19 protein-coding genes are annotated in these 25,768 nt (G+C 40.5%); 6 read left to right on the top strand and 13 right to left on the bottom strand.

Going from position 1 to position 25,768, the window contains the following annotated elements; translation table 11 throughout:
• Positions 1-94: 94 nt before the first annotated feature.
• Together V7L07_RS32815 and V7L07_RS32810 are read right to left on the bottom strand one after the other, a co-directional pair.
• A complete protein-coding gene (locus V7L07_RS32815; protein ID WP_335063755.1) occupies positions 95-1,678 on the bottom strand; it encodes an alpha-amylase family glycosyl hydrolase in 1,584 nt (527 codons plus the stop codon).
• A 228-nt stretch (positions 1,679-1,906) separates the two neighbouring features.
• Positions 1,907-3,760 (bottom strand): adenylate/guanylate cyclase domain-containing protein, encoded by a 1,854-nt coding sequence (locus V7L07_RS32810; RefSeq protein WP_335063753.1) that lies wholly within the window; start codon positions 3,758-3,760, stop codon positions 1,907-1,909.
• Positions 3,761-3,879: 119 nt separating this feature from the next.
• Between V7L07_RS32810 and V7L07_RS32805 the strand changes: the two genes are divergently transcribed.
• The 3 genes from V7L07_RS32805 (at position 3,880) to V7L07_RS32795 (ending at position 11,161) form a co-directional block, all read left to right on the top strand.
• Positions 3,880-7,572 carry an NB-ARC domain-containing protein gene (locus V7L07_RS32805; RefSeq protein ID WP_442936108.1) on the top strand — a complete coding sequence of 1,231 codons (3,693 nt, stop codon included), beginning with the start codon at positions 3,880-3,882 and terminating at the stop codon, positions 7,570-7,572.
• Positions 7,556-7,840: a hypothetical protein gene (locus V7L07_RS32800; protein ID WP_335063749.1), complete on the top strand. Its 285-nt coding sequence runs from the start codon at positions 7,556-7,558 to the stop codon at positions 7,838-7,840. The genes V7L07_RS32805 and V7L07_RS32800 overlap by 17 nt, the downstream gene beginning before the upstream one ends.
• Positions 7,841-8,203: 363 nt before the next feature.
• Entirely contained in the window at positions 8,204-11,161 is a 2,958-nt protein-coding gene (locus V7L07_RS32795) for a beta strand repeat-containing protein (RefSeq protein WP_335063747.1), read from the top strand.
• 220 nt (positions 11,162-11,381) lie between these two features.
• Here the strand turns inward: V7L07_RS32795 and hypB are convergent, their stop codons facing one another.
• The 11 genes from hypB to V7L07_RS32740 form a co-directional block, all read right to left on the bottom strand.
• Positions 11,382-12,188 (bottom strand): hydrogenase nickel incorporation protein HypB, encoded by an 807-nt coding sequence (gene hypB, locus V7L07_RS32790; RefSeq protein ID WP_335063745.1) that lies wholly within the window; start codon positions 12,186-12,188, stop codon positions 11,382-11,384.
• Entirely contained in the window at positions 12,179-12,520 is a 342-nt protein-coding gene (gene hypA / locus V7L07_RS32785; RefSeq protein WP_335063743.1) for a hydrogenase maturation nickel metallochaperone HypA, read from the bottom strand. The genes hypB and hypA overlap by 10 nt, the downstream gene beginning before the upstream one ends.
• A 19-nt stretch (positions 12,521-12,539) precedes the next feature.
• Positions 12,540-13,643 (bottom strand): hydrogenase expression/formation protein HypE, encoded by a 1,104-nt coding sequence (gene hypE, locus V7L07_RS32780; RefSeq protein ID WP_335063742.1) that lies wholly within the window; start codon positions 13,641-13,643, stop codon positions 12,540-12,542.
• An 84-nt stretch (positions 13,644-13,727) separates the two neighbouring features.
• Positions 13,728-14,906 (bottom strand): hydrogenase formation protein HypD, encoded by a 1,179-nt coding sequence (hypD, locus tag V7L07_RS32775; protein WP_335063740.1) that lies wholly within the window; start codon positions 14,904-14,906, stop codon positions 13,728-13,730.
• A gap of 165 nt (positions 14,907-15,071) precedes the next feature.
• Positions 15,072-15,332 carry a HypC/HybG/HupF family hydrogenase formation chaperone gene (locus tag V7L07_RS32770; protein ID WP_335063738.1) on the bottom strand — a complete coding sequence of 87 codons (261 nt, stop codon included), beginning with the start codon at positions 15,330-15,332 and terminating at the stop codon, positions 15,072-15,074.
• Positions 15,333-15,409: 77 nt separating this feature from the next.
• Positions 15,410-17,758: a carbamoyltransferase HypF gene (gene hypF / locus V7L07_RS32765; protein ID WP_335063737.1), complete on the bottom strand. Its 2,349-nt coding sequence runs from the start codon at positions 17,756-17,758 to the stop codon at positions 15,410-15,412.
• A 27-nt stretch (positions 17,759-17,785) separates the two neighbouring features.
• Complete coding sequence (locus V7L07_RS32760) at positions 17,786-19,000, bottom strand: hypothetical protein (protein WP_335063736.1); 1,215 nt, start codon at positions 18,998-19,000, stop codon at positions 17,786-17,788.
• A gap of 1,084 nt (positions 19,001-20,084) precedes the next feature.
• Entirely contained in the window at positions 20,085-20,933 is an 849-nt protein-coding gene (locus V7L07_RS32755) for a NifU family protein (RefSeq protein WP_335063734.1), read from the bottom strand.
• 175 nt (positions 20,934-21,108) lie between these two features.
• Entirely contained in the window at positions 21,109-21,333 is a 225-nt protein-coding gene (locus V7L07_RS32750) for a hypothetical protein (RefSeq protein WP_334707845.1), read from the bottom strand.
• Positions 21,334-21,341: 8 nt separating this feature from the next.
• On the bottom strand, positions 21,342-21,608 hold the full coding sequence (locus V7L07_RS32745) for a hypothetical protein (protein ID WP_335063732.1): 267 nt from the start codon (positions 21,606-21,608) through the stop codon (positions 21,342-21,344).
• A 53-nt stretch (positions 21,609-21,661) separates the two neighbouring features.
• Positions 21,662-22,630 (bottom strand): hypothetical protein, encoded by a 969-nt coding sequence (locus V7L07_RS32740; RefSeq protein WP_335063731.1) that lies wholly within the window; start codon positions 22,628-22,630, stop codon positions 21,662-21,664.
• Positions 22,631-23,092: 462 nt separating this feature from the next.
• Between V7L07_RS32740 and V7L07_RS32735 the strand changes: the two genes are divergently transcribed.
• The 3 genes from V7L07_RS32735 to V7L07_RS32725 all read left to right on the top strand — a co-directional run bounded on the left by V7L07_RS32735 (position 23,093) and on the right by V7L07_RS32725 (position 25,718).
• On the top strand, positions 23,093-23,884 hold the full coding sequence (locus V7L07_RS32735; protein ID WP_335063730.1) for an Rpn family recombination-promoting nuclease/putative transposase: 792 nt from the start codon (positions 23,093-23,095) through the stop codon (positions 23,882-23,884).
• Positions 23,885-24,029: 145 nt separating this feature from the next.
• Positions 24,030-24,200: a hypothetical protein gene (locus V7L07_RS32730; RefSeq protein ID WP_335063728.1), complete on the top strand. Its 171-nt coding sequence runs from the start codon at positions 24,030-24,032 to the stop codon at positions 24,198-24,200.
• A 555-nt stretch (positions 24,201-24,755) separates the two neighbouring features.
• Positions 24,756-25,718 carry a hydrogenase small subunit gene (locus tag V7L07_RS32725; protein ID WP_335063726.1) on the top strand — a complete coding sequence of 321 codons (963 nt, stop codon included), beginning with the start codon at positions 24,756-24,758 and terminating at the stop codon, positions 25,716-25,718.
• The last annotated feature ends 50 nt before the right edge of the window (positions 25,719-25,768 follow it).

The following is a 25,768-nucleotide window of genomic DNA, read 5'->3' as shown; positions in this document are numbered from 1 at the left end:
TATTCATCCTTATTGCTGTCTTACACCCTGTACTTTTAAAGTGCAGGGTGTTGCAATTTTTATCCCAAAGTTTTGCCCAAATATTGGTGTTTGCTTACGCCAAAATTGCCATTCCTGAAGGAGGCAAATCAATTTCCACTGTTGCACGACCATCATCGTGATGTTGCACAGCTACAGTTTGATTCTGCCGTGGATTACGTAAATCGGCATTGCTCCAATCACTTTTGTATAGAAAAGTCATAATTGAGTCTTGAGGATGCGTGTAAGTATCTACCGTCACTTCTGCACGCCGATTTTCTAAGCCATTGGTATTCAGCACCATCAACACTTCTGTGTCAAATAAAACTTGTGACCAAGCAACTAATTCACCTTGTCCGGGAATGGAGAAGGGGGAGTTGTGAAAGGATGTTTCGCGCAGGTAGTGATGTCCACGGCGCAATGCTTTGCCAATTTTATCGTGACGGTTGCGAATCCGGGCGATCGCAGCTATCCGCAAATAGGTAGGATGGTCGATATTGAAGAAATGACAGTCGGCTGTTTGAAATGCGCCAAAAGCACCACCAAACATTGCTTCTCGGATATATCTATTTTCCGCAAACCGTTCACCCTCTATACTGTAATCGTGATCGCCTTCATTTCCATCAAAAGCCTGTTCTGTTCCATAATAAATCACAGGAATTCCTGGTATTGTTAATTGCACACCCACAGCATGGGCAACTTGCTCATAGAGATTAGGCACTGTGCTGTATGCGGCAAATCGCTGCTTATTGGCACGGAATGACATATCACCATCATCCAAGATGGAGAGATGATATATCCCAACTTGGCGGTATTCTCCGGCAAGATTTTTCTCGCTATACAAATCAAAAAATTGCTTTGGGTGTACTAATCCCCTTGCGAATGCAGTCAATTCATTAGGGGACTGCACGATGTCTAATACAGCAGTGAGGTTACGCCCAATAATATCTATGTATGCACTAGCCATACTACCGGAGGTGATTTCTCCAGTCAATAAAAAGTTTTCTTTACCGATAGATTCGGCATATTCACGAATTGCAGTGCAGAATTTGCGCGAATCTTCTGGAGAAATGTGCTTGAGGCTATCTATCCGCAAGCCATCGCAGTCTGAAAGAGCAATCCAATATTGATAAACTCTGGCTAAAGCTGCAATTACTTCATCTCTGTTGAACCAGTTATCAGCACTTTGGTTGTATATTACATCGAGGATGACATACATCCGGCGATCGTGGGCAGCATCAATTAAATCTCTTAAATCTTGACGAGTGCCAAAATGGGGGTCAATATCTAAAAATTCTTGGATGCGATCGCTGTGGTAAGTTTCTAACTGAGAATGTTGTTGCCAAGGTGGGTTAATCCACAGCGTTGTTACTCCCAATCGCTGCAAGTAGTCCAACTTACTCTTAATTCCCCTAAGAGTACCACCAACAAACTTTGTCCCTGCTGCCATCCAGTCGGCTTTGTCTTTAACCTGGAATTTTGCAGGGTTGGTGTGGTCAAACAGTTCTCTTTGATTTTCATTATCATCACTGAATCTATCTAATACCAATTGGTACAAAAACTGGTCGCGCCAACTGATAGGACTTGGATAAACTCTCCCTCTTGGTTTCAGGTCTGTTTCGGAGAGTTGCTGAGGTGTCAATTCTTCAACTTTGGCCATGAGGATTTACGCACTGATAGAAAATGGAAGTGTGCATCCTATATGTTATAAAAAATACTTACAATTTTGATGAACCCACAGAGGGATTTTATAAGTTAGTGACTTAATTTTATGATGATAGGTTTTAGTTTAAATGCAGAAGGACGACAGAGTTTTTAGCATAAGGCGGACTGTATGTTTGTTAAATGTAGCCAAAATTCCGCTACGGTGTACTAGTTGATATTATGTTTAATTAGGTTTTTGAGAAATCATCTGATATAGGTTATCAAACTGAGTTAAAAGTGCTGGAGGAACAGAGGTAAAATTAATAAAAAAGCTTCCTTTACCTGCCAGTTTTTCTAACACTTTGGCATAGATATCTTCACTAACTTTCGAGGAGTTTTTTGATGTTAAAAGATTTATTTTAATATTAGTTAGCTGAGGTGGAATTTCATTTGGTATATCTACCTGTAATTCGGCTCCTTTGGCTGATAGTTTGACTAAACGCCCGTAAAATACTGTATTACCCATTTGTTTGTCATGCAAAATGGTGTATAAAAGCGGTATTTCTTGAGGAACAGGAAAAAATAGTTCTTCTTCTTTGGGCAAATAAAGATTGTATCGTCCACCAACACCATATACTTCGTAAATGGTAATTGGCTGACTCACACCTTTTGGCTGAACTTGCTTTTGTCCAATAATTCTGACGCTTGACCCGACTTCTTTTAGAGTTTGCTCGGAAATGAGAATTTGACCGCCACTAGTATATGACTCAATTCGATAGGTGAGATTTACTTGACTGCCGACAATTCCATATTTAGTCCGTTTCTCGGAACCGATATTACCAACTATAACTTCGCCTGTATTAATTCCAATTCCCATCTCTAATGGTGGCCAGCCAAGGGCTTTCATTTTTTCATTAACACCACCCATTGCTAACTGCATGGCACAGGCGCAGGTAACGGCTCTGAGGGTATCATCTTCTTTAGCGATCGGCGCACCAAATAAGACTAGAATACCGTCTCCCATAAATTCATCAATTGTGCCTTGGTAATGATTAATCACATCCGCCATGTATTCTAAATAGAGGTTGAGAATGTGAATTACTTCTTCTGGTGGAAAGCGTTCTGAGAGAGATGTGAAGCCTCGTAAGTCAGAGGTGAGGATAGTGATTTTGCGTCTTTCACCACCGAGTTTTAATCTTTCAGGGCTTTCTAACAAGTTAGCAACAACTATATCGCTCAAATATCGCCCGAAAACTTGGCGAATTAATTGGTTTCTTTTTTCTAATTCCGTGTTGGCTTCTGCTAAATCTGTGGTTCGTTCTCTGACTCGATGCTCTAAATTTCTGCCGTTTTCTCGGAGTTTACCGACGACAAGTGTCAATCCTGAGAGTCCTAAGACTGACATACCGCCTAACATGGCGAAGGTTCCTTGGAGACTTTGGTTAGTTTTAGTCATTAAATTATCGAGAGATTGAGAAATCTCCCAAGCTCCAGCAACATCTCCGACTTCCCAATTTTTCTTGGGACTAGTAGGGTCTGTGTTATGACAAGTGACGCAACTTGGTTTCATCACGCTGGCTTGAGCATAACGCAAGGCGGTAGATCCATTTTGCTTCTCAAGACGATAGAATTTTTGACGAGGATTATCTCTCAAGAAATTGAGTGCATCACGCTCAAATGCGTCTTTTGCTCCCCCTGTTGCCGTGCGCCAAGGATATGGGTAGTTACTGTACAGTCGTACAGACATTTCAGTATTTTTTTCACTAATTTGCTCGCCAAGTTCGATCGCAAAAGTTGAGGGTAAGGGGATTGCGCCTTTGGTATTGAGGTAAGCGTGGGTAACGGTAATTCCAGGCACAACTTTAGCTCGTTCGGCGGCGGCGGCGCTGTAAAGGTCAAATGCTTGAGTCAATGATTGGATATGTAAGGCAGCATTTTGAACTGCTTGGGCTTCAATCAAGCTCGATGAAAGCGCAGACATATTAGAAATTGCGATCGCGATCGCAGCACATAACATCAGCGTGAGTACAAGAGTAATCCTCTGTAACAGTAAGCGTAAAAGTAATTCCCAAATTCGACTAATTAATGACTGAAGCATAAGCTTTGTGTAAAGAATTTGTAAAATACTGCATATTGTTTTTGCTATTATCTGATAAATGAATTATGCCATTCTACTTATAGAATTTAACGTGTATTTAACTTTTGCCGATCGCAGCAATGGATATTGAGCAAGCACTCGCATTTACAGACGCTCTTGTTTTTGCCAAGTCAAGAATTCATTTGAGCGATCTCCAACAAGCTATGTTGCGTGAGTCCTGGTCTTTGGAACGCCAAAGTTACGATCGCATTGCCGATATTTATGGCTATTCTCCAGCTTACTTAAAACATGATATTGGCCCGAAGCTATGGAAGCTGCTTTCAGACGTGTTAGGAGAAAAAGTTAATAAAACAAGTTTCCGAACTGCAATTGAGCGCCGATTTAAAATAGAAAATGTGACGGGACAATTAATTTCAGAGAAAGAAAATATATTTAATTATCTTGAAGAAGAAACGAAAGTAAAAGTTACTAATAATTTACTGATTACAGAAGTTAAGACTTCCTATCAAGATTGGGGAGATGCAATCGATGTTGATTTTTTCTACGGCAGACAAGCAGAACTAGCTCAGTTACAGCAGTGGATTTTAGTCGATCGGTGTCGGCTTGTGGCTTTGTTAGGAATGGGTGGGATGGGAAAGACTTCTCTCTCTATCAAGCTAGCGCAACAATTACAGAGCGAGTTTAAATGTGTGATTTGGCGAAGTTTGCGAAATGCGCCACCAGTACAAGAGATATTAATTGATTTATTAAAATTATTATCTAATCAGCAAGAAATTGATTATCCAGAAACAGTTGAAGGTAAAATTTCGCGATTGTTACATTATTTGCGATCGCAGCGTTGTTTATTAGTTTTCGATAATATTGAAACCATCTTACAACCCAACGATCAATCTAAGTCATCCTATCTTGAAGGCTATGAAGCTTATGGCGAAATATTTAGACAAATTGGAGAAATTCGCCATCAAAGTTGCTTAGTCATAACCAGTCGATATCAGCCTTCAGAAGTCCGCCTATTAGAAGGAGCAAGTTTACCTGTTCGGGCTTTTCAATTATCTGGCTTGAAGAAAATAGAAGCACAAGAGCTTTTGCAGTTAAAGGGTAATTTTCAAGGCTCAACAGAAGAATGGAATCGCCTGGTTGAAGCTTATGCCGGAAATCCCTTAGCATTGAAAATTATTGCAACTACGATTCAAAACTTATTTGATGGCAGTATTTCTGATTTTCTCAACCAACAAGCATTTGTTTTTGGAAATATTCGGAATTTAATCGATCAACAATTTGAACGACTTTCTGAGTCTGAGAAAACAGTGATTTATTGGTTGGCTATCTATCGTGATCCGGCTTCATTTTCAGAACTGCGATCGGATATTTTTCCACCCAGAACGCCCCAAGAATTAATTGATATTTTAGAATCACTAGAGCAACGCTCTTTAATTGAGAAAGCCAAGGCGACACTGATTGAAAAACATCGGACACAGTTTTCACTTCAGCCTGTAGTAATGGAATATGTTACCGAGAAATTAGTCGCTCAAGTTTGCCAAGAAATATTGGCTGGCTTAGAAGCGAATGCTGAACAAAAAAATCTGTTGTTCAAAACTCATGCGTTACTCAAATCCCAAGCAAAAGACTACGTGCGAGAAACGCAAGTTCGTTTGATCGTCAAGCCTATTCTAGAACGCTTATTACTCGATCGCTTATTAACCGAAGTCAGTGAAAAACTTGCAATTGAAAACCTACTTACTCAATGTTTAAACAAGTTACGAGGTACATCGTCAGTTAAAAGTGGGTATGCAGCCGGTAATATTCTAAATTTACTTTGTCAATTACAATCAGCTTTAACTAACTACAATTTTTCCAATTTAACGATTTGGCAAGCTTATTTACAAGATGTGAATTTACATAATGTTAATTTTGAATATTCTGATTTGAGTCAGTGTGTTTTTGCTGAAACCTTTGGTATGGTGTTTGCTGGTATTGCTTTTAGCCCAGATGGAACATTATTAGCTACAGGAGATGCAGAAGGTGGGCTTCGTCTTTGGCAGGTTGCAACTGGGCAACTGGTTATCAATTTTGCTGGACATATAGGTTGGGTTTGGTCGGTTGCTTTTAGTCCAGATGGGCAATTATTAGCAAGTTGCAGTAGTGACAAAACGATTCGGCTGTGGGATGTCAACACTGGTAAATGTCTGAGAATTTTGTCAGGACACACAAGTTCGATTTGGTCAGTTGCCTTTAGTGCCGATGGTCAAATCCTTGCTAGTGGAGGCGATGAACCAACAATCAGATTATGGAATGTCAACACTGGCGACTGTTATAAAATTTTGTCGGGTCACACCGATCGCATCCTCTCGGTATCATGGAGTCCCGATGGTCAAACTCTAGCAAGTGGCAGTGCTGATTTCACGATTCGACTTTGGAAAATTAGTGGAGAATGCGATCGCATTTTAGAGGGACATAGCGATCGCATTTGGTCAGTATCATGGAGTTCAGATAGTCAAACTCTGTCTAGTGGTAGTGCCGATTTCACAATTCGCCTCTGGGAAATTAGTACTGGAAAATGTAAAATATTGCAGGAACATTGCGATCGCGTCCGTTCAGTAGTCTTTAGCCCCAATGCCCAAATGCTGGTTAGCGCCAGCGACGATAAAACAGTCAGAATTTGGGAAACTAGTACAGGAAAATGCCTAAATATTTTACCAGGACACACCAATTCGATATTTTCAGTGGCTTTTAATGCAGATGGTCAAACCATTGCCAGTGGTAGCACAGACCAAACTGTAAAGCTATGGGATGTTAGTACAGGTAGATGCTTTAAAACCTTAAAAGGCTATAGTAACTCTGTATTTTCAGTTGCTTTTAATGCAGATGGTCAAATTGCCAGTGGCAGCACAGACCAAACCGTGAGACTATGGGATGTCACTACAGGAACTTGCCTAAAAAAATTCACCGGACATAGTGGCTGGGTAACTTCCGTAGCGTTTCACCCAGATGGAGATTTGCTAGCCAGTAGCAGCGCCGATCGCACCATCCGCTTATGGTCAGTTAGCACTGGTCAATGTTTGCAAACTTTGAGAGGTCATGTAAATTGGGTGCAATCAGTAGCCTTTAGTCCTGATAGACAAATTTTAGCAAGCGGCAGTGACGACCAAACCATTCGCTTATGGTCTGTCAGTACAGGAAAATGCCTCAATATATTGCCAGGTCATTCCAGTTGGATTTGGTGTGTTACCTTTAGCCCCAATGGTGAATTCCTCGCTAGCAGTAGTGAAGACCAAAGCATTCGCCTATGGTCAATTGCCACTGGTGAATGTCTCCAAATTTTAGAAGGACATACTAGTAGAGTGCAAGCGATCGCTTTTAGTCCAGATGGGCAAATTCTCAGTAGCGCTAGTGAAGATGAAACAGTGCGCCTGTGGTCAATTGATACAGGTGAATGTCTGAATATATTTCAGGGACACAGTAATAGTGTTTGGTCAGTTGCCTTTAATCCAGAAGGTGATGCCTTGGCAAGTAGTAGCTTAGATCAAACAGTGAGAATTTGGGATAGACATACAGGGGTTTGCCTGAAAGTGCTGCCTGTCATGCCTCATGCAATGCGATCGGCGATCGCATTTGGTAAATCTATAGAACATTATGCGATCGCTAGCGGCAGCCAAAACGGCACTATTCAGATTTGGGATGCCCAAACAGGCGAATCTTTGAAAACACTCAATCCTGACAGACCTTATCAAGGAACCAATATTACAGGCGTAACCGGAATCACGATAGCTCAAAAAGATGTCCTTAAAGCGTTAGGTGCTTTCGAGGCTTGAGTCAAAAATTACGCAAACAATAGCCGATGCAATCAAGGTACAAGTCGATGCAATTGATGTGCGGGTTGATGCAATCGATGTGCAAGTTGATGCAATCGATGTGCAAGTTAATGCAATCAAGGTGCAAGTCGATGCAATTGATGTGCGGGTTGATGCAATCGATGTGCAGGTCGATGCAATCAAGGTGCAAGTCGATGCAATCGATGTGCAGGTCAATGCAATCAAGGTGCAAGTCAAAATAGTTACATGTCAATACAGTTCAGAATGATCAACAAAACCCTCATGTAGAGACGCGATTTATCGCGTCTTTAAAGATCAATCATCTACACCAATAACTTTTAACCCAAGCGTATTGGTTATAAGTACACCGTAGAGAGATTTAGAGAGAGGTTTTCCAGATACCGTACTTTTCCTCTTCTTTAACCTTAATTTTTTAAACGAATTTGACTTAATTATCTCCTTAATTTTCCATAACTTATCCTCATCGACGCGATCGAACAACAAACCTAAAGTAAAGGAGTCCTGAAAAACGAAAAGGTAAAGCACCCAAAAAACAGGATATTTCCCGACTTAAAACGAGGTTTTTCACCTCATCGAAAACATTATTTTCAAGAATTAAGGAGAAATTCAAATGGGAACATACACTGGTGATAATACTAACAACACTTTTATCGCTGATGAAGACGGACAACCTTGGTTGCTGTCTGGAAAAGGAGGCGATGATTACCTAGCAGGTAAATCTCAGAACGACACAATTTATGGCGATGAAGGTAATGACAACCTACTTGGTGGAGCTGGTAACGACATCCTAGATGGCGGAACTGGTAACGACAACCTATATGGTGGAACAGGCTTTGATAGCCTGTATGGCGGCGATGGCAATGACAGAATATCTGATACAGATGGTATTGTCGATGGTGGTGCTGGTACTGATACTCTAGTTGCAGATTACAGCCAGTTGAATAATGGTGCTGGTGTTGATGTCGGATTTAATGGACAGAATGCCATCTTCAGCCGTGTAAATACTGCTACTTTACTCAGCTACAGCAATATCGAGCAATTTGAAATTACAGGCACACAATACGCCGATGTCTTGCGTGGTAATGCTGGCAATGACATCTTTAATGGTGGTGCTGGTGATGACCTAATCTTTGGTGGTGCTGGCTATGATACGCTCAACGGTGGCGATGGCAACGACAGAATCGCTGATACAGATGGTATTGTCGATGGTGGTGCTGGCACTGATACTTTAGTTGCAGACTACAGCCAGTTGAATAATGGGGCTGGTATTGATGTGTCATACCTGGGTCAAAATGCCATCTACAGCCGCTTTACCGGAAATCCGGTACTCAACTACAGCAATATTGAGCGATTTGAAATTACAGGCACACAATACGCTGATGTTCTGCGTGGTACTGCTGGCAATGATATTCTCAATGGTGGCGCTGGTGATGACCTGCTTTTTGGTGGTGCTGGCTATGATACGCTCAACGGTGGCGATGGCAACGACAGAATAACTGATACAGATGGTATTGTTGATGGTGGTGCTGGTACTGATACTCTAGTTGCAGATTACAGCCAGTTGAATAATGGGGCTGGTATTGAAGTGGCATACCAGGGTAAAAATTCTATCTTCAGCCGCTTTACTGGGAACCCTGTACTTAGCTACAGCAATGTTGAGCGATTTGAAATTACAGGCACACAATACACCGATGTCCTGCGTGGTACTGCTGCCAATGACATCCTTAATGGCGGTGCTGGTGATGACGTGCTGATTAGTAGTGCTGGCAATGATACGCTCAACGGTGGCGATGGCACTGATACTCTAGTTGCAGATTACAGCCAGTTGAATAATGGGGCTGGTATTGATGTGGCATACCTGGGTCAAAATGCCATCTACAGCCGCTTTACCGGAAATCCGGTACTCAACTACAGCAATATTGAGCGATTTGAAATTACAGGCACACAATACGCTGATGTTCTGCGTGGTACTGCTGGCAATGATATTCTCAATGGTGGCGCTGGTGATGACCTGCTTTTTGGTGGTGCTGGCTATGATACGCTCAACGGTGGCGATGGCAACGACAGAATAACTGATACAGATGGTATTGTTGATGGTGGTGCTGGTACTGATACTCTAGTTGCAGATTACAGCCAGTTGAATAATGGGGCTGGTATTGAAGTGGCATACCAGGGTAAAAATTCTATCTTCAGCCGCTTTACTGGGAACCCTGTACTTAGCTACAGCAATGTTGAGCGATTTGAAATTACAGGCACACAATACACCGATGTCCTGCGTGGTACTGCTGCCAATGACATCCTTAATGGCGGTGCTGGTGATGACCTGCTTTTTGGTGGTGCTGGATATGATACACTCAACGGTGGTGATGGCAACGACAGAATCGCTGACATAGATGGTATTGTTGATGGTGGTGCTGGTACTGATACTCTAGTTGCAGATTACAGCCAGTTGAATAATGGGGCTGGTGTTGATGTCGGATTTAATGGACAGAATGCCATCTTCAGCCGCTTGAATGGAAATTCTTTACTCAGCTACAGCAATATTGAGCGATTTGAAATTACAGGCACACAATACGCCGATGTTCTGCGTGGTACTGCTGGCAATGACATCCTTAATGGTGGTGCTGGTGATGACCTAATCTTTGGTGGTGCTGGCTATGATACGCTCAACGGTGGCGATGGCAACGATAGAATATCTGATAAAGATGGTATTGTCGATGGTGGTGCTGGCACTGATACTCTAGTTGCAGATTACAGTCAGTTGAATAATGGGGCTGGTATTGATGTGGCATATCAGGGTCAAAATGCCATCTACAGCCGCTTGACTGGAAATCCGGTACTCAACTACAGCAATATTGAGCGATTTGAAATTACAGGTACACAATACGCTGATGTTCTGCGTGGTGGTACTGGCAATGATATTCTCAATGGTGGCGCTGGTGATGACCTAATTTTTGGTGGTGCTGGCTATGATACGCTCAACGGTGGCGATGGCAACGACAGAATCACTGACATAGATGGTATTGTTGATGGTGGTGCTGGTACTGATACTCTAGTTGCAGATTACAGCCAGTTGAATAATGGTGCTGGTGTTGATGTCGGATTTAATGGACAGAATGCCATCTTCAGCCGTGTAAATACTGCTACTTTACTCAGCTACAGCAATATTGAGCGATTTGAACTGACTGGTTCACAATACGCCGATGTGCTGCGTGGTGCTGCTGGCAATGATATCCTCACTGGTGGCGCTGGTAATGACCAGCTGATTGCTGGTGCTGGCAACGATCTTCTGATTGGCGGAGTTGGCAATGATATTCTCACTGGTGGTGCTGGTGCGGATCAGTTTGTCTTCAATTCTAAACTTGAAGGACTTGACATTATCAAAGACTTCAGTCGGGTGGAAGGTGACAAGATTCAGATTTCTAAAATTGGATTTGGTGTTACTGATGTTAGTGCTTTCAGCTACAATGATGCTACTGGTGCGTTGTTATTCCAAGGAACTCAATTTGCGACTCTTGAGAATAAGCCTGCTAATTTCGCGGTTAGTTTGGACATCCAACTGATCTAGAATTTTCGAGAAATTAGTCTGATAAGTTCATAATTTTAGGCGAACAAAATTACACCCGGAAATTATTTTTAAGTTTCGGGTGTAATTTTTTCATTGTCAAGATGACTATTCAAAATTCAAGACATTTCATTTACGATAAATCATCAAAAATACGCGATAAATCGCCGTCTCTACAATAATCATTCTTTCGCGTTGACGGCAATTCATCGCGTTTCTTGTCTTAATTTTCAGTTACCCATTTATACCAATTATCTAACCCTACACCAGTAGTTGCAGAAACCTGAAAAATCTTAATTTGGGGATTTACCTGTTTAGCATATTCTATACACTTTTGTACATCAAAATCTACATAAGGTAGCAAATCAATTTTCGTGATAATCATTACATCACTAGCACGAAATATATGCGGGTATTTTAGCGGCTTATCTTCTCCTTCTGTGACAGAGAGAATTACTACTTTTGCCTGCTCTCCTAAATCAAATAAGGCTGGACAAACTAAATTTCCCACATTTTCAATCATCACAACTGAATTCAGTGGCGGATTTAGTTGTTGTAAACCCCTGTCTATCATTGAGGCATCTAAATGACAGCCTGTTCCTGTGTTTATTTGGATGACTTTAGAACCTGTTTCTTTAATTTTTTTGGCATCGTTAGCAGTTTCTTGGTCGCCTTCAATGACACTAATAGATAATTGCTGCTTTAAGTCATTGATTGTGCGAGTTAAAAGAGTTGTTTTCCCTGCACCGGGAGAACTCATTAAATTTAATGCGAGAATATTACGACCTTTAAACCATCCCCGATTTTGGGCAGCTAGTAGGTTATTTTTTGCTAATATATCCTGTTCTAAGGATATCGTTGTATTGTGTATTTTGGCATGAATTTGAGGTGCTTCTATATGAGTATCATGACTGTGGGAATGAGTGATGACAGTACCATCTGCTAAAGTATGATTATGTTCCGTTTTATCTGTTTCTAAATTTGTAATTTTTATTTGGCCATCATCCGAACAACCACAGGTTACACACATAATTCCTCGATTTCTATTTCTTTAATTTTCAGTTCTTCACCAGTAATTAAATCTAATTGCACGCTACCACAGTTACAAATACCATAAGGTTTATCTACAGAAATTTCTGTACCACATTGGCGACACTTTGCTAAACCAGGAATTTCTACAATCTCTAATTTCGCCCCTGCTAAAATAGTGCCTTGAGTGCAAATATCAAAACAAAATCGGATAGCGTCGGGCATAATGGCTGAAAGTTTACCGATTTCTAATAAAACTCGCTGCACTTTTGCGCCTTTGGCATTTTCAGTCACAATTGCCACAATATTTTGGGTAATTCCAAATTCGTGCATATTATAAATCTATTAAAGATTAACAAATTCGTGGTAATTGGTCGCCTACTAACATATCAACAATTCTTTCAGCACCAAAAACTGTTTTTAACAATACGATACCTGGGGGTGAGGTAATAACTTCGCCAATAATACAAGCATCTTTGCCTGCTGGGTGGGATTTCATTGCAGATAAAATATTGTTAGCATTCTCTTTTGCAGCTACTACAACTAATTTACCTTCATTAGCTAAATACAATGGGTCTAAACCGAGAATTTCACAAACTCCGTTGACTTCTTCACGCACTGGAATAGATTCTTCAAAGAGACGAATTCCCACATTAGAACTGAGAGCAAATTCATTTAAGACTGTAGCTAAACCACCGCGGGTAGCGTCTCGCATAGCATGAATTTGGGGACATACATGGAGAATAGTTTCTACTAAACTATGCAACGGCTGACAATCACTTTCAATATTAGTTTCTAAAGCTAATTCGCCACGGGCAATTAAAATTGCTGTCCCATGATTGCCTATTTCACCATTAATTATTATGGTATCTCCAGGTTTAATATTGTGAGCAGAAATACTAATTCCTCGTGGGATGATGCCAATACCAGCAGTATTAATAAAGAGTTTATCGGCAGCACCTCGATGTACAACTTTTGTGTCACCCGTGACAATTTGAACACCAGCTTTTTCTGCGGCTGCTTTCATACTGTTTGCAACACGGCGTAAGGTTGCAACAGGTAATCCTTCTTCTAAAATGACGCTGCAAGTTAGGTATAAAGGTTTAGCACCGCTAACAGCTAAATCATTAACTGTACCATTTATGGCTAATTCTCCTATATCACTACCGGGGAAAAATAACGGGTCTACTACATAAGAATCTGTAGTAAATGCGAGTCTGTCTCCTTGTTGGAGGAGAGGGGCTAAGTTGAAGCTGGCTTGGTCTTCTAGTTGGGAGAGAATTGGATTATCAAAATTGCTGACAAAGATATCATCTATTAAATCGCGCATGGCTTTACCACCGCTGCCATGTGCGAGAGTTATATGGGTGTCTCGTACTTTAGTTTGGCGGCGGCGGACTTTTTCTATTTTTTGGAATAGGGGATTTTGTATTGGGTTTGTGGGGGAAATATTCATATTAAAATTTTTTAAACGCAAAGGGACGCAGTAGACGCTTTTGCGGCTTGCCGCAGGCTGGGAAGCGCGGAGGTACGCTGAGTATTAGTCTGAGGAGAAGCCGCAGGCGGGGAGGGGTTCTTGAGTTATTTTTGGTTTTTGGGCGATTGTTCTTTTGGCAATTGTGGAGAGTCGCCCATATTTGTAATAGGCTGCACAAGCACCTTCGGAAGATACCATACAAGTACCGATTGGTGTTTCTGGTGTGCAAGCTGTACCGAATACTTTACACTCCCAAGGTTTTAAGACTCCTTTGAGAATTTCTCCACATTTACAAGCTTTATGGTCGGCTACTTTGAGGTTAGGAATGGTAAATTTAAGTTCGGCATCAAATTGGGCATATTCAGATTGAATTTTTAATCCTGAATAGGGGATGTCACCTAAGCCGCGCCAATCAAAACTATCTCGCACGGCGAAAACTTTGTTTATGGCTTGGAGGGCTACTGTGTTCCCAGATTTTTGGACAATTCGGTTATATTGATTTTCAACTTCGCAACGATTTTCTACTAGCTGTTGCAATAGCATCCAAATTGATTGGAGAATATCTAAGGGTTCAAATCCTGAGACGACTATTGGCTTATTATATTGTTGGGAAATAAATTGATATGGGTCAGTGCCAATTACCATGCTGACATGTCCAGGCCCAACAAATCCATCAAGTTGTAAGTCGGGATTATTTAATAGTGCTTTGAGGGCGGGAATCACGAGGACGTGATTGGAAAACATACTAAAGTTAGGAATTTTTTCGGCTGCTGCTTGCAGGATGGTGAAGGCGGTGCTGGGGGCTGTGGTTTCAAAGCCTAATGCGAAGAAGACTACTTCTTTGTCGGGGTTATCTCTGGCAATTTGCAGGCTATCTAGGGGAGAGTACACCATACGGATGTCTGCGCCTTGTGCCCTAGCTTGCAGTAATGTGGTGTTGGAACCGGGAACTCGCATGGCGTCGCCAAAGGTGGCAAAGATGACGTTATGATTTTGAGAGATGGCGATCGCATCATCTAATCTCCCTTTTGGCATAACGCATACTGGACAACCAGGCCCATGTATTAGTTCGATGGTTTGGGGTAATATTTCTTCGATGCCGTATTTAAATATGGAATGGGTATGTCCGCCACATACTTCCATGATTTTGATAGGTTTTTCTAGCTGGCGGCTTAATTTGGCGATTTCGCGGCGGATAGCTTCAGCTTTTTCTGGTTCGCGGAATTCGTCAACATATTTCATAGGAAGTGAGGAGTAGTGAGTTTTATGTATCTGTTAATTTGGCTTGTGTGGTAGAAAGTTTTTTTAACGAACCGCGAAGGACGCGAAGGGCGCGAAGAAAGAAAGAAAGAAAGAAAGAAAGAAAGAAAGAAAGAAACTCTTTTTCTGAGTGAGGAAAAATATTATTTAAGTACTAATCCCTGCTTGTGCTGCTGCTAATTCTTGGAAGAGTTGTAATGTTTCTGCTGCTTCTTGTTCGTTAATTCGATTCATGGCAAAGCCAACATGTACTAGCACCCAATCACCAATACAAGCTTTGGGGGGATGTTGTTCATCTACGATACAAGCAATATTTACTTCGCGCTTAACACCACCAATGTCAACTATGGCTAATTTATGGTTCGCGTTGGTAATTTCTACAATTTGTCCGGGGATTCCTAAACACATTTTGTTATTTTTGAAGATGAACTAACCATAGAGGCACGGAGAACACAGAGAGAATTATTGCTGAGTTTTTTCAAAAATCAAGACTCATGTATGAATTGTGCGGCTGTAATAACTGCTTGTCCTAAAGATAACCCGCCATCATTAGCGGGAACTAAGCTGTGAGTAAGTACTTTTATTTCCAATGTTTGTAATCGTTTGCTAACTTGCCGTAACAATATACAATTTTGAAATACTCCTCCTGTTAAAGCTACCTGATTAATCAGATTCTCTTGACTAAGATGTTTAACCATTTCCACAATTGCATTCGCTAAACCTTTGTGGAATTTGGCAGCCATAACTGGTTGGGGAATCTGCTGCTGTAAGTCATTGAGCAAGGCTTGCCACATTGGACGCGGGTCTATACAATAAATATTATCTGAAAAGCTAAAACTAAAAGGATATATTAGCGTTTCTTTATCATTATTTAAGCTGCTAACATCTACTATAGCTTCCATTGCGATCGCAGCTTGTCCTTCATAGCTACATTTATCTCTATAAATACCGATAGCCGCTGCCACTGAATCGAACAACCGCCCCACTGATGAAGCTGGAGGAGAGTTAATTCCTTTCTCTATAAGTTGATTGAGTAGTTTAAGTGGCTTGTTTTTCAAAAAATTAAATATTTCTAAATCAGCATACTTTTCTTCGCAATCATTCCAAAGGTTAGTAGTTACTAATTGGGCATAAGTATTACGCCAAGGCTGATAAATAGCTTTTTCACCACCAATCATTGCTACTGGTTTAAATGTTGCTATTCGTTTAAATTTCCGGTAATCTGCTAAAAGAAATTCTCCACCCCAGAATGTACCATCGTCGCCGTAACCTAAACCATCTAAAGCGATACCTAATATTGGAGGTGAATCTAAAGGAATCCCATTTTCTGCCATGCAGGCGGCGATATGGGCATGATGATGTTGAACTGGATAAACTTTGATTTGATTTGTGTTCGCAAGTTCTTTGCCAAGTTTGCTTGAGAGATATTCAGGATGTTTATCAATAGCAATTATTTCTGGTTGATGTTCAAATAAATTTAAGTACAAATTTAAAGTTTCTTGGTAAGCATTAAAAGCCGCAGCATTTTCTAAATCTCCCAGATGTTGAGAGACAATTGCTTCTCCTTCACGCAATAGGCAAAAGGTATTTTTTAACTCGCTACCCATTGCTAAAATTTGCGGTATTTTCTGAAATCCTGGTGGTAAACTAATTGATGCTGGTGCATATCCTCTGGCACGGCGAATTGTTTGAACTTTATCGCTGACAACACGCACAACCGAATCATCTACCCGATTAATAATCTCTCGATTGTGAAAGATAAAATAATCAGCAATTGTTCTTAATTTTTCTCTTGCCTCGTCATTATCAATACATTGTGGTTCATCAGCAAGATTCCCACTTGTTAAAACAATTGGGTGATTCATCCGCCGCAGAATTAAATGATGTAGGGGCGTATAAGGAAGCATGAAGCCAAGGGTATTTTGCCCTAATGCAACTGACGATGCTAATTGTTTTTTATCTGAAGCTTGTAATAAAACAATTGGTGCAGCAGAACTGGTTAATAATTCTTTTTCTTTGGCGTTGACAATACAATATTGTTCAATTATCTCAATATCCCGCGCCATTAAAGCAAAGGGTTTATGATAGCGCTTTTTACGCTGACGCAGTTTTTGTACAACGGTTTCCTGTGTTGCATCGCAAGCTAGATGAATACCACCTAAGCCTTTAATTGCCACAATCTCACCTTTTTGCAACAAGGTACAAACGGCATCAACATCATCCAACATGGAAAACATGGAAGCAGTAACCGATTTCCCATCGGCACGTTCTAAGCAAGCTGTGGGGCCGCAAGCATGACAAGCGACAGGTTGGGCGTGAAAACGGCGATTTTCGACATCGTGGTATTCCTTTCCACATTCTGAACATATAGCAAACGCAGACATACTAGTATTGCATCTGTCATAAGGAATGGCACGAATAATACTCAGGCGGGGGCCGCAATGAGTGCAATTAGTAAAGGGGTAACGAAAAAAGCGGCTAAAGGGGTCGAATATTTCTTGTTGACACTGTGGACAAGTAGCTGCATCAGGAGTAATTTCTGTTTTAATGGCATTACTGACGCTAGTAGAAATCACAAAATTATCAAATTTAAATTCACTTTCAGAAATACTTCTTGTTAGTTGATTAATTCTTGCCAAAGGTGGACATTCTGTTTGCAATCTAGCAACAAATTCTGTTATTGCTTCTTCACTACCAGATACCCGAATTAAAACACCTTGTCCATCATTACAAACATCTCCACGCAAACCACAGGCTTTAGCCAGACGATAGACAGTAGGGCGAAATCCTACTCCCTGAACAGTACCACTAACTCTAATTTCTTCAGTCGCCATAAAAATCTGACTTTCCAAAATTACGAATTACGAATTATTAAAGTGCCACAGCAAAATTCGGTTATTTCCAGAATCAGCTATCACTGCTGTATTACCACAAATTTTTACCCCGTAACACCAATTTAAGCTATCTCGTTTAGGTAGTCCGAAATTACGATTTTCACCTTTATTTTGAAAATTTATTTGTCCTGCTAACCCATCTGCCACTACACCTTGCAGTGATAAAATGGATTCTAGCTTTCTCCATCCTAGCAACCGAGAATTAGCTGTATCTGCAACTACTAACCAATCTCCAGCCACCCCGACACCATAAGGCATACTCAAACTACTAGCGCTTGGCAAATAAACTCCTTGATTCATTTCCACAAAATCAAAGCTTTTTTGTCCTAAAACCACTGCACAAGGGCTATTATTTTCTGTTGGTATTCCCTGCCAAATCATCACTCGATGATTACCTGCATCGCTGACAACCAAATTTTCTCCCCAAAGGGTGATATCGTGACACCAACGCATACTCGCTGCGGTTGCAGAAGCACCGCCGTTTTCATTGCGAGATATCATGTCTGGTTGTCCCAAAACTACATCAGCAGGTTGACCATTTTCTGTTGGTAACTGATGCCAAATTAATACCCTGCGATTACCAGTATCGGCAATAAATAGCCGTCCTTGATGATAGAAAACACCATAGGGCCAGTGCATTGTAGTGGCGGATGCTTGTTGACTTCCCCGATTTGGTTCATTATCGATAAAATTAGCTTGTCCTAACACCAAATCGGCCGGAACATTGTTATCTTCTGGTAAGTTTTTCCAAATTAAAACTCGATGATTCCAAGCATCTGCTACGGCTAACCCTTCACCATAAGCACAAATCCCTGTTGGTACACTTAAGGTTGCACTTCCCGGTGTACTTTTAGCATTTTGTCCTTCATGATAAAAATCAGGTTGTCCAATTACCCAATCAGCAGGTTGACTATCTATTGTGGGTAATTTTTTCCATCCTAATAATCGATGATGCCCTGTATCTGATACCCATAAAGGGCCGGTTTTTGATAACAAACAAGCACCACGAGGCCCAAACATTGTTATGGGACTGGGTGATACAGGTATCACTAATTGTTGTGGTTCAATAATGTTACCTAAAATTACTTCTGCACCTTGAGGTGATAGAGGTAAATATTGAGAAATTCCTGTTGCTTCTAGCGGTAATTGTGATATGGGATTAATTATGATTGGGATATCCATGAACCGCAGATAGACGCTGATAATTATTTAAAAACATTAATGTTGATTAGCATGTAACAACAGTAACAATTTTGCATTATGTTTTTTCAAATTAAGTAAAAATTTTTCAGAAATTTCCCTATTAATCAATCTAAAACAATTATAGTTTTCCGCCAGTAGCTTTTACTACACTGCAATTTTTGGCATGAGTGCGCGATGTACTGAAAAAAGAAAGTCAAAAGGCATTTTGAGTAAGTCAAAGTTAGTTTGACTTGCGGAGAACATGCGGAAAACACTAAAATGAGTAAGTTAAAGGGCATTTTGAGTAAGTCAAAGTTGATTTGACTTGCGGAAAACACTAAAATGAGTAAGTCAAAGGGTATTTTAAGTAAGTCAAAGTTGATTTTGCTTTCTCAAAACCCTAAAATTAACAACTTAATTACACAAATCAGAAAAAAATCTGGTCTATTGACAAAGCATTTAGACATTTTGCTTACACTAAAGAGTAAAGTGAATGTGCAAAATACTGATATGAAAAAGCAAAGTAGCTGTGATTTTCTAATTGCCAAGTATATTTGCTGATACAGCAATTTGCAAGTAAATGTCGAATTACCCCCCTTAATCCCCCCGATGTATTGGGGGGAAAAAGAAATCTAGTTTCCTCCCCTTTATAAGGGGAGGGTTAGGGTGGGGTAATTCGACAGACTGGTTATAATTCGATAACTTGTGTATAAGTAGGTAGGCGTAATTAAACATAAGATAAAACCTCACCCTCAATCCCTCTCCTTACTAAGGAGAGGGAAGCCGGAGGCAGAGTGAGGTTTTATATTTAATTTGACCCACTTACTTACACGTATTATTATGTGCATCTTCATACAGAATTGGTATAAGGGACTTCCAAATAAAAAAATATTCCAAAACTGACACAAAAATCCTCTTAATCTCTCCTCTCTCTGTGTTCTCTGCGTCTCTGTGGTTCGTTTTTTGGGATAATTTATTCCTTGGAAATCCCTAACTCCCCTGTTTATCCGAATCTGCCTCCTACCTCATAACCCTTAGTCTTTGTAATTCCTGCAAAAGAGAACTGTTGTATGTTAGCTTTGCATCATGATTGTTGCAGTTTTACAAAAACCTTATCGTCTTTAATTTTTACTGGATAGGACTGAAGTGAAACATCCGGTGCTGTTAAGCATTCACCTGTCTCTAACTTGTACTGAAATCCGTGAGAAGGACAGCTGATAATACCATTTTCAACTTTACTTTTATCTAGGGCATATCCTAGATGAGAACAAGCATTTCGGTAACATTTTACTGTAATACCTTGACGATGTAAAATCAGGGAATTACCAGAAAGTTGTACTGCCAATATACTAAATTCAGGAATTTGATCAATAGTTGCCACTTTGATCCAAGTAGAGGTTATTTTTGATGAAAATGGACTAATTAAACCAAAACTTGCGTTGTTAACTGTAGGGTTATGATTGACTGCAACAACTTTAGTAATTTCAGGACAATGGTTTTTTATTGCCTGTTCTACTCCCTGAGATAAAGTCAAGGTAGAAGCCGGACAACTGCTGCAAGTTCCGATTAATTTGACTTCTACTGTATCTGGGGGCTTAATTGCTACTAGTTCTACATCCCCATTATGACTTTTTAAACCTGGGCGGACTTCTTCAATGGCTGTTTGAATTCGTTGTGCTAATGGTGGTTTTGGTGGTTTTACTAGTTCGTGATAAAGCAGTACTGCGTACACTACTTCATCAGTCACAGCATGACGTAAAGCTGACATTGATTCTTGCTTGAGGCTTTTAATTAAATTAGTCAATGCTGCCTTATGCAAAGCTTCAATTGCTCTTTTTAAACCGACTGCTACACACCTTTGGCTTTCATCCCATTCGGATATAATTGCCTCAAAGCGGTTAATTTCCTGAATTAATTCTTCAAGGTTTGTCATTAGTCATTAGTCATTAGTCATTGGGCAAAACAGTTCAGAGTCCAATTAGCAGTAGCAGGGCATTTAGCCTGTTATCAATCCTGAGCAAAAAAGTGAGATTCCCTACTCATTACTCATTACTCAGCACTCAGCACTCATGAGGGGCATTGGTTATTCCTAAATTACCAATGACAAATTACTTCGTTTTAAAATCTTTGAGGAGAAATGGCATAATCAAGCCTGTCACTAAGCTAGATAATGTTATTGGTAAGCAGAAGGGAATATCAGCTTGTGCAAATAGCACTAGCAGTAACGAACCGATAGCGGTCGCGATGGCAGTTTTTTGGACAAAATGTATAGGGTCGCGTAGTAATTTTCCCTTGAAAAATAACTTAGCAGAAAACCACCCAAGTTCTAACATGTTTCCTCCTAATAATGTGTCAATAAATTAAGTATGGCAAACCCTAATAGGATTGCAGGAATTACACCAGCAGGGGCGAATAAAGCACCAAGCATGGCTGAAAGCTGATAGCCGATATCTTTTCCAGCTAACAGCATTCCACCAATGGCACCGCCAAGCATAGATAAGGCTGTTGCTATGACTATCCACACTAATCCTGTTATTATATTCAAGTCACCATCTGCTAAACTTGTGAGAAAATCTCTCACAGAATGGTTTGTTAAAATATCTCTCATGCTGTTTTCTTCTCCTGATGATGAGGGGGTGGATGAGGGAGAATAATCAATGTTCAATGCCCTATTTCTACTTCAATATCTTGTAAAGCTTGGGCTACTATCTCTGCTTGTCCCATTTGTTGATTTTGGGTAAATATTTCTAAGGCTTGTTGATAGTAAACACGAGCTTTTGAGAGATTATTAGGATTACCCGCTTCTGGTTTTTCTGAGTCATCGGGTAAGTTGAATAAGGCGTTGGCTTTGTTTGAAATTGTGTTAGCGTACTCTAGAGGTGTATCTTGGAAATTACGCACTTTTAGCGCTTCATCATAAGCTGCGATCGCACGTAAGTTATTTTCCACAGGATGGGAACTCACTAAATATTGCAAAGCATTACCCAAGTTGTTTTGCAACATCGCATATTCTCTGGGATGATCGATCAGATTAATATGCTTAAGTGCGACCTCAAATGATTGCACAGCTAACCCTTGACGCAAGTATTCTCGTTCTGATGCTAGGGGCATAGAAAGGTAAGCGATCGCAATATTGTTATACAAAATCGCGTATTCTTGGGGGTAATCTTCCCAAGTGAACACCCGCAAAGCCTCATGATAAGCCTGGATGCTGTCAGTTATCCGCGCCAAATTGAAGGGCACAAGCGACTGCAACACCAGCCCAAAATTCATCTGTGTCTCTGCTACTTCCTCCGGTGAAGCTAATTCCTGTAAAATTGGCAGTGCTTCTTCATAACCTGCTTTCGCTTGCGTCAGCAGTTGGTAATCAGCATCCGGTATTGCTTGTAATGTCCCTGACATCCCCACTTGCGCCCTGGCTTTCAGTAGGGGATACTCCTCACCACACATTTCATAAGCCCGGTAATATAAGCCAACTGCATTCCGCAAGTCTTGGGCAGTTTTGGGCTTTTTTTGAAAACCCTGTGCGATCTCAATCAGCATTTGGATTTTTTCTTCTGCTGAAGCTGACTCCGATGCAACAGCTGCTACCGCAGCTTTCACCGCCGAATCTGTAATGCTGGGGTTCATAACTCTGCCGTACTCTAGCCAATTGGGAATTGAGTCCAACACCCATGAATGATCGAAACACGCGATCGCATTTCATCACGGGCCATACTGATTTACGCAGGCTTCGAGTCCTTTAGGCGGAATTCCCCTTTTTGTCTGAGATGAGGGATTAGTGACTGGTAACTAGGGACTGGGAATTAGGGAAGAGTTTCCCAGTACCTAATCCCCAATCCCCAATACCTAGTCCCCAATCTCTAAAATATAAAACACCCTATTTCTAAAATTCTAGGGGGAAATTGCTAATATTAATGTCAGCTTTAAACACCTAATTTTTTTTAAATACTTTTTGTATCATCGTATTATACAATTTAAATATTTTTTATTGAATTGTTGACATACATAATATTTATTGTACTCAAAATAGTCGCCACGGGATCGTCGAAGTGTAAAATATATTGATCAACGACTGTAAAACAAGCCACCTTGAAAACAGACAGCATCTTCTATCGGATCTTTCAGAGTATCCCTACTACTTTCTTTGAACTAATTAACCAACCGCCGCAACTAGCTAGTGTTTACCAATTTTCTTCAGTAGAAGTCAAACAACTAGCCTTTAGAATCGATGGCGTTTTCCTGCCAAATGCAGCAGAACTACCCATTTATTTTGCCGAAGTGCAATTTCAACCAGACAAAAAGTTCTACTCGCGTTTATTTACCGAAATCTTTAACTATCTTGACAAAACCGAATTAACCAACAATTGGCGTGGTGTTGTCATCTATCCCAACCGTAGTGTTGATACTGGAGATACCGAAAGATATACAGAATTACTCAACTCACAACGAGTGACTCGCGTCTATCTTGACGAATTAAGCTCAATTGAGACATCATCAATCGGCATAGAGACAGTTAAACTCATCATCGAACCCGAATCAACGGCGACAACAAGAGCGATCGAAATAGTCAACAGTGCTAGAGAGCAAATTCTAGATGTCGCTACTATTAGGGAAATTATACAATTGATAGAGACGATATTAATCTACAAGTTGCCGCGATTGAGCCAAGAGGAGATCGGAAAAATGTTTGGAGCAAATGAGTTAAAGCAAACTAGATTTTACCAAGATGTTTTTGCAGAAGGTGAGCAAAAGGGGAAACTAGAAGGTAAGTTAGAAACGATACCCCGGTTATTAGCGTTGGGTTTAAGTATTGAGCAGATAGCTCAAGTGTTAGGTTTGGACAAACAAGTTGTTAGGCAAGCTGCACAACCAAAATCTTAAAACAATAGGGTGCGCGAAGGCTTACAGTGCGTTTAATACAGACAGACGATATTAATCTAAAAGTTGCCGCGATTTAGCCAGGAGGAGATAGTAAAAATGTTTGAATTAAATGACTTGAGGCAAACTAGATTTTTCCAGGATGTTTTTGAAGAAGGTAAAAAAAGGTAGACAAGAAGTTTTTGAAGAAGGTAAGTTAGAAGTTAAGTTAGAAATGATACCCCAGTTATTAGCGTTTGGGTTGAGTATTGAGCAGATAGCTCAAGGCTTAGGCTTGGACGAACAAGTTGTTAGGCAAGCTGCACAACCAAAATCTTAAAAAACTGATATATAGCTGACGGGGTGCAACACTTTGCACCCCAATATTTTGCTGAATTTGACTTGGTTATTGCATTAAAATCTGACTACTTAAAATACAATACGCTTAGGTTAAGAGTTATTGGTGTAGATAATTGGTATTTGAAGACGCGATAAATCGCGTCTCTACATGAGGGTTTTTGGCTTATCTGAACTGTATTGGCTTAAAATATTCATCCTTTCGTACAGATTGATACTTAGCAATAATTGTTACTAATAATTTCAGGGCTTTAACCGCAATAAACTAAGCATATTTATGTTATTGAATGCGAGGAGTTAAAATAAAAAGACAATTTTATTCTATTCGTTAAAGATGTTACATATATAACAGACATAGCCCTTTAAAATAATCTTAATTAAATCTAAGCTATTGCTAATGATTAATTCTTTTTTAATGAAAATGAGTTAAACAAAAAAATATCTTAGTATTGAAAAACAAATATTGATAAGCAGGTGAGACTTTACAAGCATTATCACCTACATCATGCCTGGGAAACAATACAAAAATATCTAGCCGATGACTAACGTACTATGGCTACAGGGTGGTGCTTGTTCAGGCAACACCATGTCATTTCTCAACGCCGAAGAACCGACAGTCTGCGATTTGATTGCTGATTTTGGTATCAATATACTTTGGCATCCTTCCTTGGGGCTGGAACTAGGCAACGATTTGCAAACACTGCTACGAAATTGCATTTCTGGGACAATTCCCCTAGATATCTTGGTATTTGAAGGCAGTGTTGTTAACGCCCCCAACGGCACTGGCGAATGGAATCGGTTTGCCGATCGCGCCATGAAAGATTGGTTAGCAGACCTCGCCAAAGTTGCTAAATTTATCGTCGCTGTGGGAGATTGTGCCACCTGGGGAGGAATTCCCGCCATGTCACCCAACCCCAGCGAATCAGAAGGTTTGCAATTTCTCAAACGTCAAGAAGGTGGCTTTTTAGGGAAAGATTTTCTCTCACAAGCCGGATTACCTGTAATTAATATTCCTGGATGTCCCGCCCATCCCGACTGGATTACGCAGATATTAGTTGCGATCGCTACTGGACGCATAGCAGACATTGCTTTCGATGAACTAAATCGTCCCCAAACCTTCTTCAACACCTATACCCAAACAGGTTGTACCCGCAACGTCCACTTTGCCTACAAAGCCTCAACCGCCGAATTTGGTCAGCGTAAAGGCTGCTTATTTTACGACTTGGGTTGTCGCGGTCCCATGACCCATTCCTCCTGCAACCGCATCTTATGGAACCGCGTCTCTTCCAAAACTCGCGCTGGGATGCCTTGTTTAGGTTGCACAGAACCAGAATTTCCCTTCTTTGATCTCAAACCAGGAACCGTATTTAAAACCCAAACAGTAATGGGAGTTCCCAAAGAATTACCGCCAGGATTCAACAAAAAAGACTACGCCTTACTCACAATGGTCGCCAAAGACGCAGCACCATCTTGGGCAGAAGAAGACTTTTTTACAGTTTAGTCATTAGTCCTTTGTCATTTGTGAAAAACCAATGACCAATGACCAATGAC

The organism is Nostoc sp., assembly GCF_036916985.1.
Classification (GTDB): Bacteria; Cyanobacteriota; Cyanobacteriia; order Cyanobacteriales; family Nostocaceae; genus Nostoc.
This window is presented reverse-complemented; position numbering and strand designations above follow the sequence as displayed.

What these genes read in the sequence shown, in the direction of transcription:
- V7L07_RS32815 (WP_335063755.1), bottom strand. Translation starts at nt 1,678, where the DNA reads ATGGCCAAAGTTGAAGAATTGACACCTCAGCAACTCTCCGAAACAGAC.
- V7L07_RS32810 (WP_335063753.1), bottom strand. Translation starts at nt 3,760, where the DNA reads ATGCTTCAGTCATTAATTAGTCGAATTTGGGAATTACTTTTACGCTTA.
- V7L07_RS32805 (WP_442936108.1), top strand. Translation starts at nt 3,880, where the DNA reads ATGGATATTGAGCAAGCACTCGCATTTACAGACGCTCTTGTTTTTGCC.
- V7L07_RS32795 (WP_335063747.1), top strand. Translation starts at nt 8,204, where the DNA reads ATGGGAACATACACTGGTGATAATACTAACAACACTTTTATCGCTGAT.
- hypB (WP_335063745.1), bottom strand. Translation starts at nt 12,188, where the DNA reads ATGTGTGTAACCTGTGGTTGTTCGGATGATGGCCAAATAAAAATTACA.
- hypA (WP_335063743.1), bottom strand. Translation starts at nt 12,520, where the DNA reads ATGCACGAATTTGGAATTACCCAAAATATTGTGGCAATTGTGACTGAA.
- hypE (WP_335063742.1), bottom strand. Translation starts at nt 13,643, where the DNA reads ATGAATATTTCCCCCACAAACCCAATACAAAATCCCCTATTCCAAAAA.
- hypD (WP_335063740.1), bottom strand. Translation starts at nt 14,906, where the DNA reads ATGAAATATGTTGACGAATTCCGCGAACCAGAAAAAGCTGAAGCTATC.
- V7L07_RS32770 (WP_335063738.1), bottom strand. Translation starts at nt 15,332, where the DNA reads ATGTGTTTAGGAATCCCCGGACAAATTGTAGAAATTACCAACGCGAAC.
- hypF (WP_335063737.1), bottom strand. Translation starts at nt 17,758, where the DNA reads ATGGCGACTGAAGAAATTAGAGTTAGTGGTACTGTTCAGGGAGTAGGA.
- V7L07_RS32760 (WP_335063736.1), bottom strand. Translation starts at nt 19,000, where the DNA reads ATGGATATCCCAATCATAATTAATCCCATATCACAATTACCGCTAGAA.
- V7L07_RS32755 (WP_335063734.1), bottom strand. Translation starts at nt 20,933, where the DNA reads ATGACAAACCTTGAAGAATTAATTCAGGAAATTAACCGCTTTGAGGCA.
- V7L07_RS32750 (WP_334707845.1), bottom strand. Translation starts at nt 21,333, where the DNA reads ATGTTAGAACTTGGGTGGTTTTCTGCTAAGTTATTTTTCAAGGGAAAA.
- V7L07_RS32745 (WP_335063732.1), bottom strand. Translation starts at nt 21,608, where the DNA reads ATGAGAGATATTTTAACAAACCATTCTGTGAGAGATTTTCTCACAAGT.
- V7L07_RS32740 (WP_335063731.1), bottom strand. Translation starts at nt 22,630, where the DNA reads ATGAACCCCAGCATTACAGATTCGGCGGTGAAAGCTGCGGTAGCAGCT.
- V7L07_RS32725 (WP_335063726.1), top strand. Translation starts at nt 24,756, where the DNA reads ATGACTAACGTACTATGGCTACAGGGTGGTGCTTGTTCAGGCAACACC.